A 15,243-nucleotide genomic window follows, 5' to 3' on the forward strand; every position below is an offset into this window, starting at 1 on the left:
CGCCGGCGCCCGGATGGATGATCGCGCAATTGCACAGTAAATGCGGCGATTTAAGGGGTGGTTAAAGCCCCGTAAACAAGCCTTGAACGCGCCGTGAGCTTATTGGCAGAGATCGGCCCACTCGCCATCGACCAGGGCGATCATTCGCTCCGGCGCGATCTTCACCGCAGCATTGGTCGCACCACCCGCCGGCACCACCTCGTCGAAGGCCTTGAGCGATAGATCGCCATAGACCTTGAGCGGGGAGGGCAGGCCGAAGGGGCACACGCCACCGACCGGATGGCTCGTTGCCTCGACCACCGCTTCGGCATCGAGCATGCGCGGCTTCACGCCGAAGCGGTCCTTGAACTTGCGATTGTCGAGCCGCTTCGTGCCCGCCGTGACCACCAGCACGACGTCCTCGCCGATCCTCAGGCAGATCGTCTTGGCGATCTGGTCCGGCTCCACGCCATGTGCCTCGGCTGCAAGCGCCACGGTCGCGGAGCTTGCCTCGGTGACAATGACGGAGATGTCGGGTGCTTTTTCCCGGAAGAACTGTTGGACGGATACGAGGCTCATGGAAGAAGTCTAACCGGAGCGCTCAAGGCTTTTCAAGCGCATGCATCTTGAAAGCCGGATCGAGCATCCCCATCTCTGGATCACCAGACGATTGAGCGATTGCAAAGATCCTGTTTCAGGAACTTCGAAACGCTTAACCGGTTGTTAAGCATCCAGAGCGATCATCAAGATCCGGGATGCGGTTCACGAAGGTGGGCCAACATCCGAGACATCGAATGGCACGTTTCCGTCCCTGACCACGGATGTACTGGCAGGCAAGCGTAGAAGCGTAAAGGAAAGGCCGGTTTTTGACCGGCCTTTTTGCTTTTCTGGCCTCAGCCGTTCGCCAGCGCGTCGAGGATGCGGATCCACGAGCGGATGCCCTTGTGGAACGAGTTGAGGTCATACTTCTCATTCGGCGAATGGATGCGGTCGTCGGTCAGGCCAAAGCCGACCAGCAGCGAATCCATGCCGAGCATCTTCTGGAAATCGCCAACGATCGGGATCGAGCCACCCATGCCGATGATCACGGCCGGCTTCGGCCATTCATCCGACAGCGCATTCTTAGCCTTGGTCAGCTCCGGCGAATCATAGGACAGCTGGATCGCCGGCGAGCCGCCATGCTCGTGGAATTCCACCTTGCAGTCGGCGGGAATACGGGCCTGGACGAAGGCGCGGAAGCTCTCGCGTACCTTGGCCGGATCCTGTGTGCCGACGAGGCGGAAGGAAATCTTTGCCGAGGCCTTGGCCGCAATCACGGTCTTGAAGCCCTCGCCGGTATAGCCACCGATGATGCCGTTCACTTCCGCCGTCGGACGCGCCCAGGTCAGCTCCAGCACGGAGCGGCCCTTCTCACCAGCGGGGACCGACAGGCCAACCTCACCGAGGAAGCTTTCCGCCGTCCGCCCCAGGCTCTCCCAGGAGGCCTTGATGTTGGCCGGCGTCTCTTCGACGCCATCGTAGAAGCCGGGAAGGGTGACCTTGCCCGTTTCGTCATGCAGGTCGGCCAGGATCTTGGTCAGGATATGAACGGGATTGGCAGCCGCACCGCCGAAGAGACCGGAATGCAGATCACGGTCGGCCGCGATGATGGTGACTTCTTCACCGACCAGGCCACGCAGGGCAGCAGCAATTGCCGGCGTTTCGCGGTCCCACATGCTGGTATCGCAGACGAGCGCGAAGTCGGCCTTCAGCTCATCGGCATTGGCAGCGAGGAACGGCTTCAGCGACGGCGAGCCGGATTCTTCTTCGCCCTCGAACAGGATCGTGATCTTGACCGGCAGCGAACCCTTCACCGCCTTGTAGGCACGGCAGGCTTCAACGAAGGTCAGAAGCTGGCCCTTGTCGTCGGACGTGCCGCGACCGGTGATCACCTTGCGGCCATCCTTCTCCTTGATTGCAGGCGCAAAGGGATCGTCTTCCCAAAGATCGAGCGGATCGACCGGCTGGACGTCGTAATGGCCGTAGAACAACACGTGCGGAGCGTCGGCCTGATCAGCTGCGTGATGGGCGACCACCATCGGATGGCCGGGCGTGTCCCGCAGCGACGCTTCGAAGCCGAGCTCGTTGAGTGCGGAGACCAGCCACTCGCCGGCCTTGCGGCAATCGGCCTTGTAGGCCGGATCCGTCGAGATCGACGGAATGCGCACGAGATCGAACAGGCGTTCGAGGCTCTGCGGCAGGGCCTCGTCGGCCTTGGCGAGGATGGGGGAGAGATCGGTCATGGTCATGTCCTGCAAATTTGAAAGTGGGGCGGACGATAGACCAAACCTCCTGACGTTTCGAGGCGTCGGGACCGCGAATTTTTCTCAATGCCGGATCGATTTACGTTCACAGCTTGCGCGCATTCGCGATCGCCCAGCGGATATATTCTTTCAGCAACTCCTTCTCGAAACGCCGAAACCCCTGAAAGACCGCCTGTTCCGCCTCTTCGGCCGCGGCCAGCGCTTCCTCGCGCATGTCCCGCGCTTTGTCGGTGAGGAAGATCTGCTGCGCCCTTTTGTCTCTCGGGTGCGCACGACGCTCGATCAGCCCGTCGCGCTCCATGCGGGCAAGCGTATTGGCGATCGTCGCCTGCTCTACGTCGACGCGGTCGAGCAGCTGCCTTTGGGTCAGCCCCTCTTCCTCCCAGAGTTCGATCAGGATCGGAAACTGCCCGGGCGAGAAGCCGAGCTTTGCGGCTCGCGTCTGCAGCGCCCGCGTGAAACCGCGCGCCAGCTGGCTCGCCAGCCAGGTGGCCGACTCGGAGCGGTCGGGGATCGTACGGTCATGGGCCATGGCACTCGACACGTCGTCGTGGTTCGTTGTTCCGGAATGATCGCATGCGATCCATTTCCGAGGCTGACTAATTTTGGGTTTTCAGGTGAGGGGACGGAAGCCGTCGTGGCTGAGGGCGGGGACTGCCACGACGGCTCCGGAATATGGGGACAAAGGCCCGGAGAGGGGGATAAGGCCTTTGCCCGAGTCTGAAGCGGCGGGGGACGAGCCTCTTTCAGACTACGGCGTGATCAGGCGCCGATGACTGAGATTTGTGGGTTCGAATGTGGTTTTTCAAGGGAAAGCGAGATTACAAATCGGTAAGCTTTTCGTGATGATTAGGTGTGATCAGACGAACAGATCTCGTCGTCCGAGCCGTGTGATTTTGCGTGCCGGGCAGCAAACCGTCATGGACGTTTCAGCCGCCCCGCGCTATCCATGCCGACATGAAAAAAGGCGATCATCTCTTCCTCGTCGACGGCTCGGGTTTTATCTTCCGCGCCTTCCACGCCATCCCGGCCCTCAACCGCAAGTCGGACGGTCTGCCCGTCAATGCGGTCTCCGGTTTCTGTAACATGCTGTGGAAGCTCCTGCGCGACGCCCGCAACACCGATGTCGGGGTGACGCCGACCCATCTGGCCGTCATCTTCGACTATTCGTCGACGACCTTCCGCAAGGAAATCTACCCGCTCTACAAGGCGAACCGTTCGGCCCCGCCGGAAGATCTCATTCCGCAGTTCGGCCTGATCCGCCATGCGACCCGCGCCTTCAATCTGCCCTGCATCGAAACCGAAGGTTTCGAGGCCGATGACATCATCGCCACCTATGCCCGCCAGGCGGAAGCGACGGGTGCCGACGTCACCATCGTCTCGTCTGACAAGGACCTGATGCAGCTCGTCACGTCGAACGTGCATATGTACGACGCGATGAAGGACAAGCAGATCGGCATTCCCGACGTCATCGAGAAATGGGGTGTGCCGCCGGAAAAGATGATCGATCTGCAGGCGATGACCGGCGATTCGACCGACAACGTTCCCGGCATCCCAGGCATCGGCCCGAAGACCGCAGCCCAGCTTCTCGAAGAATTCGGCGATCTCGAAACGCTGCTCGCCCGCGCCGGCGAGATCAAGCAGGTCAAGCGTCGCGAAAACATCGTCGCCAATGCCGAACTCGCCCGTCTCTCCCGCCAGCTCGTCGAACTGCGTACCGACGTGCCGCTCGACATGAAGCTCGAGGAACTGGTGCTGGAGCCTCAGAACGGCCCGAAGCTCATCGCCTTCCTCAAGGCGATGGAATTCACCACCCTGACGCGACGCGTCGCCGAAGTCTGCGATTGCGATGCAGGCGCCATCGACGCCGCTGTTGTTCCTGTCGAATGGGGTGACGCCGCCCGTGGCCCCGACCTGGATGCTGGCGACGTTCCCGCATCGTCTGCGCCGACCTCGGCGCCCTCCGCCGCAGCGTCGTCTACACCGGCAGCCAGCCCCGACGGCAAGACACCCGCCGATCTCGTGGCAAGCCGTGCCAACGCATTCGCCGGCAAGCCGATCGACACCAGCACTTACGTGACGATCCGCGATATCGAAACCCTTGAGCTCTGGATTGCTGCTGCCCGCGAAACCGGCCTCGTCGCCTTCGACACAGAGACCACCTCGCTCGATCCCATGCAGGCCGAACTCGTCGGCGTCTCGCTCGCCATCCAGGACAACGTGCTCTCGCCCGGCTCGACCGATATCCGCGCGGCCTATATCCCGCTGTCCCACAAGACCGGTATCGGCGATCTGCTCGGCGGTGGCCATGCCGAAGGCCAGATCCCGATGAAGGATGCGCTCGCGGCATTGAAGGGTCTGCTCGAAGACCCCTCCGTGCTCAAGGTCGCGCAGAACCTCAAATACGACTACCTGGTGATGAAGCGCCACGGCGTGACGCTTCAGTCCTTCGACGACACCATGCTGATGTCCTACGTGCTCGACGCCGGCAAGGGCAATCACGGCATGGATGGCCTCTCCGAGAGATGGCTGGGCCACACGCCGATCGCCTACAAGGATGTCGCCGGTTCCGGGAAATCCTCCGTCACCTTCGACCTCGTCGACATCGATCGGGCAACCGCCTATGCCGCCGAGGACGCCGACGTAACGCTGCGTCTCTGGCTGGTTCTGAAGCCACGTCTCGCTGCCGAGGGCCTCACCCGCATCTACGAGCGTCTGGAGCGCCCGCTGGTGCCCGTGCTCGCTCATATGGAAGAGCGCGGCATCACCGTCGACCGCCAGATCCTCTCGCGTCTCTCAGGCGAACTTGCCCAGAAGGCCGCTGCCGCCGAGGACGAGGTCTATGAACTCGCCGGCGAGCGTTTCAACATCGGCTCGCCGAAGCAGCTCGGCGACATCCTGTTTGGCCGCATGGGCCTGCCCGGCGGCTCCAAGACCAAGACCGGCCAGTGGTCCACTTCCGCCCAGGTGCTGGAAGACCTCGCTGCCGAAGGTGCGCCGCTGCCGCGCAAGATCGTCGACTGGCGCCAGCTGACCAAGCTGAAGTCTACCTATACGGATGCGCTTCCCGGATACATCCATCCGCAGACCAAACGCGTCCACACGGGCTACTCCCTGGCGTCGACGACAACGGGTCGCCTCTCGTCGTCAGAGCCGAACCTGCAGAACATTCCGGTCCGCACCGCCGAAGGCCGCAAGATCCGCACGGCCTTCATCTCGACGCCGGGCCATAAGCTCTTGTCAGCCGACTACAGCCAGATCGAACTGCGTGTCCTCGCCCATGTCGCCGACATCCCGCAGCTCCGTCAGGCCTTTGCCGACGGCATCGACATCCATGCCATGACCGCATCCGAGATGTTCGGCGTGCCGGTCGAGGGCATGCCGTCGGAAGTCCGCCGCCGTGCCAAGGCGATCAACTTCGGCATCATCTACGGCATCTCGGCCTTCGGTCTTGCCAACCAGTTGAGCATCGAGCGCTCGGAAGCCGGCGATTACATCAAGAAGTATTTCGAGCGCTTCCCCGGCATCAAGGACTACATGGAATCCACCAAGGCCTTCGCCCGCGAGCACGGCTATGTGGAAACCATCTTCGGCCGCCGCGCCCATTACCCGGAGATCAAGTCGTCCAACCCCTCGATGCGCGCTTTCAACGAACGGGCCGCGATCAACGCCCCGATCCAGGGCTCTGCCGCCGACGTCATCCGCCGTGCCATGATCCAGATCGAACCCGCACTCGCCGCTGCCGGTCTGTCGGAGCGCGTCCGCATGCTCTTGCAGGTACACGACGAACTGATCTTCGAGGTCGAGGACGAGGCGGTCGATGCCGCCATGCCCGTCATCGTCGACATCATGGAAAATGCTGCCATGCCGGCCGTCTCCATGCGCGTGCCGCTCAAGGTCGACGCCCGCGCCGCCCACAATTGGGACGAGGCACACTGAACATTCCTGGCCTGGCCGGAACCACAACAACGGGGCGCAAACGGCCCCACAGGAGTATGAGATTTGGCTTTCACCGCCATCAACGGCAATGTCGTCCATTACGAGCTGATCGGAGAGGCGAAAGCCAAGAACCTGATCGTTTTCTCCAACGGGCTCGGCACCGACTTCCGCATCTGGCTGCCGCTCTTCGATGAACTCGGCGACGACGTCTCGGTGCTGTTCTACGATAGCCGCGGCCATGGCCTCTCGGGCGGTGCCGACAAGCCCTTCGGCATGGCCGATCTCGTCTCGGATCTCGCAACCCTCTGCGACGAACTCGGCATCCGCAAGGCAACCTTCTGCGGCCTCTCCGTTGGCGGTCTCGTCTGCCAGGGCCTCTGGCAGGAGCGGCCGGATCTGTTCCGCAAGCTCATCCTCTGCGACACCGCACCCCGCATCGGTTCTGCCGAGATCTGGGCCGAGCGTATCGCCGGCATCGAAAAGGGCGGCCTGGAAAGTGCTGCCGACAACGCCATGGCGCGCTGGTTTACGCCTGCCTTCCATGAAGACCGCGCCGATGAACTGGCCGGCTATCGGCTGATGATGACGCGTCAGTCTCTCTCCGGCTATCTCGCGACCTGTGCTGCCCTGCGCGACACGGATTTCTCCGACGTCCTTCCGACGGTGACCGTGCCCACGCTCTTCGTTGTCGGCGACCAGGACGGCTCGACGCCGCCCGCAACGGTCGAGGCCGGCTCGCAACTCGTGCCCGGCGCCCGTTTTGAGGAAATCGCCGATTGCGCCCATATCCCGTCGGTGGAACAGCCGGAAGCACTCGCCGAACTGATCCAGGGCTTCATGCGCAAGCAAGCGAACTGAGAATTGTCACTAAAAATGCAGAAGCCGCCTCATGGGCGGCTTCTTTCATTTCTGTGAGGGTGCTGGCGCTCAATGCGCTGCGGACATGTCGCCCAGCACTTCCTTGGAAGCCACGGTCGAATCCGCGTTCAGCTTGTAGACCATGGGAACGCCGGTCGCGAGATTGACGCCGAGAATCTGCTCCTTGGTCAGCTTGTCGAGAACCATGACCAGCGACCGCAGCGAGTTGCCATGTGCGGCCACGAGCACTTTCTCGCCGCGCAGAACGCGCGGCAGGATTTCGGTCATATAATAGGGCCAGACGCGCGCACCGGTGTCGCGCAGGCTTTCGCCGCCCGGCGGCGGGATGTCGTAGGACCGGCGCCAGATATGCACCTGCTCTTCGCCCCACTTTGCGCGCGCGTCGTCCTTGTTGAGACCCGAGAGATCACCGTAATCGCGCTCGTTGAGCGCCTCGTCCTTGATCGTCTCAAGGCCGGTCTGGCCGACGTTTTCGAGGATAATGTTGCAGGTCTTCTGCGCACGCGTCAGCACCGAGGTGAACGCGATATCGAACTTGATGCCGTAATCGGCAAGCGCCTTGCCGCCGGCATTGGCTTCCTGCACGCCGAGTTCGGTGAGATCCGGATCACGCCAGCCGGTAAACAGGTTCTTCAGGTTCCAGTCGCTCTGGCCATGGCGCACGAGCACGAGTGTACCGGTCATCGACAATTCCTCTCTTGACGATCAGGGGGTGGAGTTGAGCCCGAGCACGTCGAGCATGGTATAGCGGCCGGGCTTCTTGTCCCGGGCCCAGGTGGCGGCCTTCAGCGCACCACGAGCAAAGAGCGAACGGTCGGTCGCGCTGTGAGACAGGGTGACCATCTCGCCTTCGCTGGCAAACAGAACGGAGTGCTCGCCGATCACGGAGCCACCGCGCAGCGTAGCAAAGCCGATCGAGCCTTCCTCGCGCGGTCCGGTATGGCCGTCGCGCACGCGTACGGAATTTTCCGCAAGCGAAATTCCACGACCTTCTGCCGCTGCTTCGCCGAGCAAAAGCGCCGTGCCGGAGGGCGCATCAACCTTGTGCTTATGGTGCATTTCGAGCACTTCGATATCCCAGCCGGCGGCATCTAGCGCACGCGCTGCCTGCTTGATCAGCACCGAGAGCAGGTTGACGCCGAGGCTCATGTTCCCGGACTTCACGACCCGCGCATGCCGTGCTGCCGCGTCGATCTTCTCCTCATGCTCCGGCAGGCAGCCGGTGGTGCCGATTACATGCACGATGCGGGCCTGTGCTGCGAGTGCTGCGAATTCTACGGTCGACGCCGGTGTGGTGAAATCGATGACGCCATCCGCATGCACGAAAGCCGCCAACGGATCGTCGGTGACGGCAATGCCGAGCTTTGGCACGCCTGCCAGTTCGCCGGCATCCTGTCCGACAACGGCAGACCCTGTCCGTTCGACAGCCGCATGCAGCACAACGCCCTCTGTCTCGCTGATCAGCTTGATCAGCGTCCTGCCCATGCGACCGGCGGCACCGACGACGACGAGCTTCATGGGCGTATCCATGCGGGTCTATTCCTGAATGCTGAGCGGGCCGTTGGGTGCGGCCTGCAGGTTGTTGAGTCGAGCGTAAAGACCGCCCGGCTGCTGTGCAAGGCTCTGATGCGTGCCTTCCTCGGCCACTTCGCCCGCCTGCATGACGATGATCTTGTCGGCATTGACGACGGTCGACAGGCGGTGCGCGATGACGATGACGGTACGCCCCGCCATTGCGGCGTCCAGCGCCTGCTGCACGGCGGCTTCCGATTCCGTATCGAGCGCGGAGGTCGCCTCGTCGAGCAGCAGGATCGGCGCATTGCGCACAAGCGCACGTGCAATCGACAGCCGCTGCCGTTGCCCGCCGGAGAGCGTCACGCCGTTTTCACCGACGGGGGTGTCATAGCCCTGCGGTTGGGCAAGAATGAAATCATGCGCATTCGCCAGCCGCGCTGCATCCTCGATCTCGGCATCGGTCGCCTCCGGACGGCCATAGCGGATGTTGTCGCGGATCGAGCCTTCGAAGAGATAAGGTTGCTGCGAGACGTAGGCGAGATGCTGGCGGAGCGACGACTTCGTCACGTCGGCGATATTCTGCCCGTCGATCAGGATTTCGCCGCTGGCCGGATCGTAGAAGCGCGGAACGAGCGTGATGACGGTCGACTTGCCGGCGCCCGAAGGTCCTACCAGCGCCGTCGTCTTGCCACCCTCGGCCGTGAAGTTAAGCTTGCGCAGCACAGGCGAGTTGGCGCCATAGGCAAAGGTCACGTCGCGGAATTCGATCCGCGCATCCGTCACCGAAAGCGCTGCCGCACCCGGCTTGTCGCGCTGGTGTGGCTGGGTATCGAGGATTTCGTAGATCATGCGTGCATTGACGGCCGCGCGTTCCATCTGCACCTGCAGGCGCGCAAGCCGCTTGGCCGGCTCATAGGCGAGCAGAAGTGCCGTGACGAAGGAGAAGAAGGCGCCGGGAAGCACGCCGCCATAAATCGCCTGATAGGCGGCGTAGGCCATGACGCCGGCAATCGAGAAGCCGGCCACGGTTTCCGTCATCGGACCGTTGCGTTCACTCAGCTGGGCAATCTTGTTGGCGCGCCATTCAGCCTGGTCGATCGTCGACTGGATCCGCTCCTGCAGTTGGGCCTCCATGGTGAAGGCCTTGACGATGGCGATCCCCTGGACGGTTTCCTGGACCGCGCCAAGAACATGCGAATTGAGGATGATGCTTTCTTTGGTCGCGCTGCGCAGCCGCCTCGAGAGATAGCGCAGCCCGATCAGAAGCGGCGGCGCCACGGTAAAGACGATCAGCGTCAAAACCAGATCCTGGAACAGCATGACCCCGATCAGGGCGACAAGCGTCACCAGATCGCGCGCCAGAGAGGTCACGGTGAGGTTCAGGACATCCCGAACGCCGTTGATGTTCTCGTTGATCTGCGCCGCAAGCCTCGCCGAGCGGGCTTCGCTGAAATAGCCGACGGAAAGCGACATCAGATGGCCGAACAGCCGGCGCTGATAGCGGGCAACGATGTTGTTGCCGATCTTCGATAGCGTCACGGCCTGCCCGTAGCCGGCAAACCCGCGGATGACGAAAGCGGCAAAGATCGATCCGCAGATGATCCAGACGAGGTCGGCCCGCCGATTGGCAAACGCCTCGTTGATCACGGCCTCCATGATCCAGGCGGTGAAAGCCGTGGTCGCCGCGACCGTCAGCAGGCAGACGATGGCAAAGGCATAGCCCTTGACGTGTTCGCGTCCGTTTTCAGCGATCACACGCTTGAGGATGGCGGAGACGCTTTCGATATCCGGCTTCTGGCTTTCGGTGTTCCTGGCGTCCAAGAAGAAATGTCCTGTGCGATTGCTCTTTCACGCCCGCGCAGGCGCCGCCGCTCTATAGCCAGTCGCGGCGCCTTTGGCCATAGGCGGGCGTTTTCGACGCTCAGCGCCAGTGCCGCCCCTCGGTGGCCAGACCGAAGTCAGCCGGTGATGTTGCAAACGCGGCAAGCCCATGCAAAGCCGCTTGAGGATGCGTGACGACGAAGGTCGGGATGCCGTGCATCAGGGCCTGATGCGGCGCCTTGTCCTCGAAGGCGGCGCGGAACTCGCCGCTCTGCAGCGCCGGCAGGATTTTTGGCGAAATGCCGCCTGCCAGGAATACACCACCCTTGGCCATGAAGATCAGCGCGAGATCGCCGGCCACCCGGCCGAGATAGGTGGCAAACAGGCTGAGCGCTTCGCCCGCCCTCGCGTCTGCGCCAGAGATACCCGAGGCCGATACTTCGGCGGGCTCGTCGTAACGCGGGGTCAGATTGCCGTCCGCCTTGCAGAGTGCACGGTAGATGTTCATCAGCCCGCGTCCGGACAGAAGCTCTTCGGCGGAAATGCGCCCAAGCGCTGCATTCGGGTCGCGCACCGGCGTCAGATGCGGCCAGATCTGATGATCGCGCGCAGTCCGTGGACCGACATCCACATGCCCACCTTCGCCCGGAACCGGAAACCACATGTCCCGCGCTCTGACCAGGCCGGCAACGCCAAGACCGGTGCCCGGGCCAAGCACGACGCGCGAACCGAGCGGCGCCTCGCTGATGGAGCCAAGGTTCTGCCGGTCACTGGCTTCCAGCGTCGCAGCGGCGAGTGCCTGGGCCTCGAAGTCGTTGAGGAGCAACACTTCGGCAAAGCCGAGATCGGCCATCAGGACCTTCGGACGAACCACCCAGGGACAGTTGGTAAGCGGCACCTCGTCGCCCTTGATCGGCCCGGCCAGCGCCAGGATCAGCGAGCGCGGCTTGTGGCTCGTCGTCTCCAGAACGCAGGTGCGGATCGCATCGTCGATCGTCGCAAAATCCTTGTTCACCACATTGGGGAAGCTGATCCGCTCGCCGCTTTCGTCGATCAGGATCGAGAAGCGGGCATTGGTGCCGCCGATGTCGCCGATCAGGATCGGGAAGGGGAGTTGGTCGTCGCGGTGTGTCTGGGCCATGGTCTGTCCGGTCTTGGGCCCCTCTGCCTTTAGGCAGTCAGGGTCTGCATCAGGATGTCGGCGGTTGCGAGGTTCAGCGCCATCGGAATGTCGTACACGGTCGCAAGCCGCATCAATGCCTTGACATCCACATCATGGGGCATGGGAGTCAAGGGGTCGACGAAGAAGACAAGCATGTCCACTTCGCCGGTCGAGATCAGTGCGCCGATCTGCTGGTCGCCGCCAAGCGGCCCGCTCTTCAACCGGGTGACGTCGAGCTCGGGAACCGCATCCTTGATCCGCCCCCCCGTCGTACCGGTCGCCACGATCCGCCAGTTCATCAGCTTGGCCTGATGACGACTGGCAAATTCCGCCATGTCGTCCTTCTTCTGGTCATGCGCGATCAGGGCGATGCAACGGGTGCGGCTCACGAAAGGTCCCCAGCTGATTTAAATCGATTTGATAAACCCATCTAGCGCAGCACACCGAACTTGAAAAGACGTGCAGCCGTCGATGATTCACCAGCCTGACGGCCGCACAGCGGGCACGGGAACTACCGCTGGCAACTCGAAGGCCTGGCCCCCTGCCGCTTGCGGCGCGACAAAGGCCGAGGCCGCGCTGCTCGGCATTGAACCGCCGCCCGCCTGGTACGTCGCTTCCATCTCGTTGGACGGACCCCGGGCATCCAGGACCATGGCGCAAGCCTTCGGCAGGTCGGAAACCTGCATGGCTCTCGGCTTTGGAGCCGGCTTGGCGTTCGGATCCTTCTTCGGCGCCGCCCAGGGCTCCTGGGTGAACCACCAGGCGAGCGACTTGTCGCAGCCGTCGCCGGGCGGCACGGCCGCCTGCGGCTTGCAGCCGCTCGCGCCGTCGGGGCAGCGCATGCGGATATGGAAATGGGCGTCGTGGCCATAGATCGGTCGGATCTTGCCGAGCACGGAGCGGTCGCCCGTCCAGGTGTCGCAGAGTTTCTTCTTGATCGCCGGATTGACGAAAATGCGCTCCACCTGCGGATAACTCGCCGCCTGCACCACGACCTGCGCATGGGTGTTCGTCCAGAGACGCCGATCAACAGTCAGGAACTTGTCCTTCTGCAGCATCGAGGTGAAAGGCATATCCTCGCGCTGCTGCGCTGAAAGCGGGTTCGCCGGCTTCGGCGTGAACCAGATATCGGCATCCAACCCGATCTGGTGCGAAGCATGGCCTGACAGCATCGGTCCGCCGCGCGGTTGCGAAATGTCCCCGATCAGGATGCCGGATCCCCAGCCGAGCTGCACGGCGTCCCTGGAGAAGCGCTCGAGCAGCGCGATCATCTGCGGATGTCCCCAGCGACGGTTGCGCGAAAGCCGCATCGCTTGCCATGTCGGGCCATCGGTCGGAATGGCAACCGCACCGGCGATACAGCCCTTCGCATAGGATCCATAGGGCGAAGGAGCAGCCTTTGCCGGCAAAGCCATCCCGCCGAAAAGCTCCTTCGCCGGCCGCCCTTCGGCCAGCGCGGTATCGCTGATGACGCTCGCAAAAGCCGCCGCAAGCATCAAGGCGGTGGCAATCGGGCGGGTGCCCCAGGTCTTTTTCATCGTCTGTTTGTCCCCGGTCTGTCCGGATTCCTCTCGGCTGGGTGCCGGGTGAATCACCTGTCAGTCTAGCCTGAAACGGAAATGGGGTGAATCTGCGGAGGCACTCACGCTCACTTCTCTGTCAGTCGTCTGTATTTTGCCTCCATTTGTCCTATTCTGCTTCGCAACCACGGAAAAGAATAAGGGGATCTTGGGTGATGAGTCTGAGGAACAAGCGCGTCGCAATTTGGGGTGTCATTGCCAGTCTGGGGCTGGCCCCCATGATTGCCTCCACTGTCGCCCAAGCGCAGGAACCCGCGGAGCCGTTCCGCCACGGCGTTTCAATTCTCGGCGACGTCAAGTATCCGCCCGGCTTTGCCCGGTTCGATTATGTGAATCCCGAGGCACCCAAGGGCGGCACCTTGCGCATGTCCTCGACCGGAACCTTCGACACGTTCAATCCCGTGCTCGACAGGGGAGAGGCAGCCCCCGGCCTCCCCACAGTCTTTGATACGCTCCTGAAGGACACCAGCGACGAGATCTCTACTGGTTACGGATTGCTCGCCGAAGGCGTCTCCTTCCCGGCCGATATCTCCAGCGCCACGTTCAGGCTCCGGGCCGAAGCGCGCTTCGCCGATGGCGAGCCGGTCCAGCCTGAGGATGTCATCTTCAGCTTCGAAAAGCTGAAAGAGCTGAACCCGCTCTACATGAGCTACTACAGCCATGTGATCTCCGCCGAAAAGACCGGTGATCGCGATGTGACTTTCCGCTTCGATCAGAAGAACAACCGTGAACTGCCGATGATCCTCGGCCAGTTCCCGGTTGTCGCCAAACACTGGTGGGAAGCAAACGGCGGAGACGGTAAGCCGCGAGACATCGCCCGCACCACGCTCGAGCCGGTTATGGGCTCCGGACCCTACAAGATCGCCGAGTTCAATGCCGGCGCCACGATCCGCTACGAGCTGCGCGACGACTATTGGGGCAAGGATCTCAACGTCAACGTCGGCTACAACAACTTCCGCAATGTCACCTACACGATGTTCGGCGACCGCGACGTGGAGTTCGAGGCTTTCCGCTCCGGCAATACCGATTTCTGGCAGGAGACACGTGCCGCCCGCTGGGCAACCGGCTTCGACTTCCCCGCTGCCCAGGATGGCCGCGTGAAGAAGGAGGAATACGAAAACCCATTCCGCGCAACGGGCGTCATGCAGGCACTGGTGCCCAATATGCGCCGCGAACTGTTCAAGGACCAGCGCGTCCGCAAGGCGCTGAATTATGCCCTCGACTTCGAGGAGCTGAACCGCACCGTCTTCTACAACGCCTACCACCGCGTCGACAGCTTTTTCAATGGAACGGAACTTGCCTCCAGCGGGCTGCCCCAAGGCCAGGAACTGGAGCTCCTCACATCTCTCAAGGACAAGGTTCCGGCCTCTGTCTTCGAGACACCCTACGCGAATCCAGTCGGCGGTTCTCCGCAGGCCTCACGCGACAATCTGCGCAAGGCCGTCGAGCTCTTCAAGCAGGCAGGCTATGAACTCCGTGGCAATGCCATGGTCAATTCGCAGACCGGTCAGCCCTTCCGTTTCGAACTCCTGCTGTCCAACCCCCAGCTGGAGGTCGTGGCGGTTCCCTATCAGCAGCAATTGCGCAAGATCGGTGTGGAAATGGCCGTGCGCACGGTCGACCCCTCGCAATACACCAATCGAACACGCACCTTCGACTACGACATGACCTGGACCGTCTGGGCCCAGACGCTCAACCCCGGCAACGAGCAGCGCGACTACTGGGGATCGACATCGGTGAACCGCGAAGGCTCCCAGAACTATGCCGGCATTTCCGATCCGGCCGTCGATGCCCTGATCGAAAAGATCATCTTCCCCGCCGATCGCGATGAGCAGATCGCGGCCACCAAGGCCATGGACCGCGTGCTCCTCGCCCATGATTACGTCATCCCGCTCTACTACGGAGGCACGGCCCGCTATGCCTTCTGGGACAAGTTCGAGCACCCGGCCGAACTGCCGACCTACAGCACCGGCTTTCCCTCGATCTGGTGGGCGAAAAGCCCGTGATCCCGCCTCGGGGCTTGCGCCGGGAGCGTGAGACTCTAGGAATGTAGGGGGCGAATCGC

12 protein-coding genes are annotated in these 15,243 nt (G+C 62.5%); 3 read left to right on the plus strand and 9 right to left on the minus strand.

The window, feature by feature from the left end; translation table 11 throughout:
• Positions 1–99 precede the first annotated feature (99 nt).
• The 3 genes from C0V73_RS13815 to C0V73_RS13825 form a co-directional block, all read right to left on the minus strand.
• Positions 100–558 carry a YbaK/EbsC family protein gene (locus C0V73_RS13815; RefSeq protein WP_102020579.1) on the minus strand — a complete coding sequence of 153 codons (459 nt, stop codon included), beginning with the start codon at positions 556–558 and terminating at the stop codon, positions 100–102.
• 314 nt (positions 559–872) lie between these two features.
• The gene (locus C0V73_RS13820; protein WP_102020832.1) at positions 873–2,261 is read right to left on the minus strand and encodes a dipeptidase; all 1,389 of its coding nucleotides are present in this window, start codon (positions 2,259–2,261) and stop codon (positions 873–875) included.
• A 106-nt stretch (positions 2,262–2,367) separates the two neighbouring features.
• Positions 2,368–2,814: a MarR family transcriptional regulator gene (locus tag C0V73_RS13825; RefSeq protein ID WP_102020580.1), complete on the minus strand. Its 447-nt coding sequence runs from the start codon at positions 2,812–2,814 to the stop codon at positions 2,368–2,370.
• Positions 2,815–3,239: 425 nt separating this feature from the next.
• Here C0V73_RS13825 and polA point away from each other — a divergent pair, with 425 nt between their 5' ends.
• Both polA and pcaD read left to right on the plus strand, forming a co-directional pair.
• Complete coding sequence (gene polA, locus C0V73_RS13830) at positions 3,240–6,221, plus strand: DNA polymerase I (RefSeq protein ID WP_102020581.1); 2,982 nt, start codon at positions 3,240–3,242, stop codon at positions 6,219–6,221.
• Positions 6,222–6,284: 63 nt separating this feature from the next.
• Positions 6,285–7,079 (plus strand): 3-oxoadipate enol-lactonase, encoded by a 795-nt coding sequence (gene pcaD, locus C0V73_RS13835; protein ID WP_102020582.1) that lies wholly within the window; start codon positions 6,285–6,287, stop codon positions 7,077–7,079.
• A gap of 69 nt (positions 7,080–7,148) precedes the next feature.
• Here the strand turns inward: pcaD and C0V73_RS13840 are convergent, their stop codons facing one another.
• The 6 genes from C0V73_RS13840 to mepA form a co-directional block, all read right to left on the minus strand.
• Positions 7,149–7,784, minus strand: a complete 636-nt coding sequence (locus tag C0V73_RS13840; protein ID WP_069042601.1) for a 2,3-bisphosphoglycerate-dependent phosphoglycerate mutase — start codon at positions 7,782–7,784, stop codon at positions 7,149–7,151.
• A 21-nt stretch (positions 7,785–7,805) separates the two neighbouring features.
• A complete protein-coding gene (dapB, locus tag C0V73_RS13845) occupies positions 7,806–8,618 on the minus strand; it encodes a 4-hydroxy-tetrahydrodipicolinate reductase (protein ID WP_102020833.1) in 813 nt (270 codons plus the stop codon).
• Positions 8,619–8,636: 18 nt separating this feature from the next.
• On the minus strand, positions 8,637–10,436 hold the full coding sequence (locus C0V73_RS13850) for an ABC transporter ATP-binding protein (protein WP_102020583.1): 1,800 nt from the start codon (positions 10,434–10,436) through the stop codon (positions 8,637–8,639).
• Positions 10,437–10,536: 100 nt separating this feature from the next.
• Entirely contained in the window at positions 10,537–11,577 is a 1,041-nt protein-coding gene (locus C0V73_RS13855; RefSeq protein ID WP_102020584.1) for a glucokinase, read from the minus strand.
• Positions 11,578–11,606: 29 nt separating this feature from the next.
• Complete coding sequence (locus C0V73_RS13860) at positions 11,607–11,987, minus strand: methylglyoxal synthase (protein WP_102020585.1); 381 nt, start codon at positions 11,985–11,987, stop codon at positions 11,607–11,609.
• Positions 11,988–12,074: 87 nt separating this feature from the next.
• Complete coding sequence (gene mepA, locus C0V73_RS13865) at positions 12,075–13,094, minus strand: penicillin-insensitive murein endopeptidase (RefSeq protein ID WP_245407984.1); 1,020 nt, start codon at positions 13,092–13,094, stop codon at positions 12,075–12,077.
• Between the two features lie 302 nt (positions 13,095–13,396).
• Between mepA and C0V73_RS13870 the strand changes: the two genes are divergently transcribed.
• Positions 13,397–15,184: an extracellular solute-binding protein gene (locus C0V73_RS13870; RefSeq protein ID WP_245407985.1), complete on the plus strand. Its 1,788-nt coding sequence runs from the start codon at positions 13,397–13,399 to the stop codon at positions 15,182–15,184.
• The last annotated feature ends 59 nt before the right edge of the window (positions 15,185–15,243 follow it).

The sequence above is a fragment of the Rhizobium sp. TH135 genome (assembly GCF_002855515.1).
Classification (GTDB): domain Bacteria; phylum Pseudomonadota; class Alphaproteobacteria; order Rhizobiales; family Rhizobiaceae; genus Allorhizobium.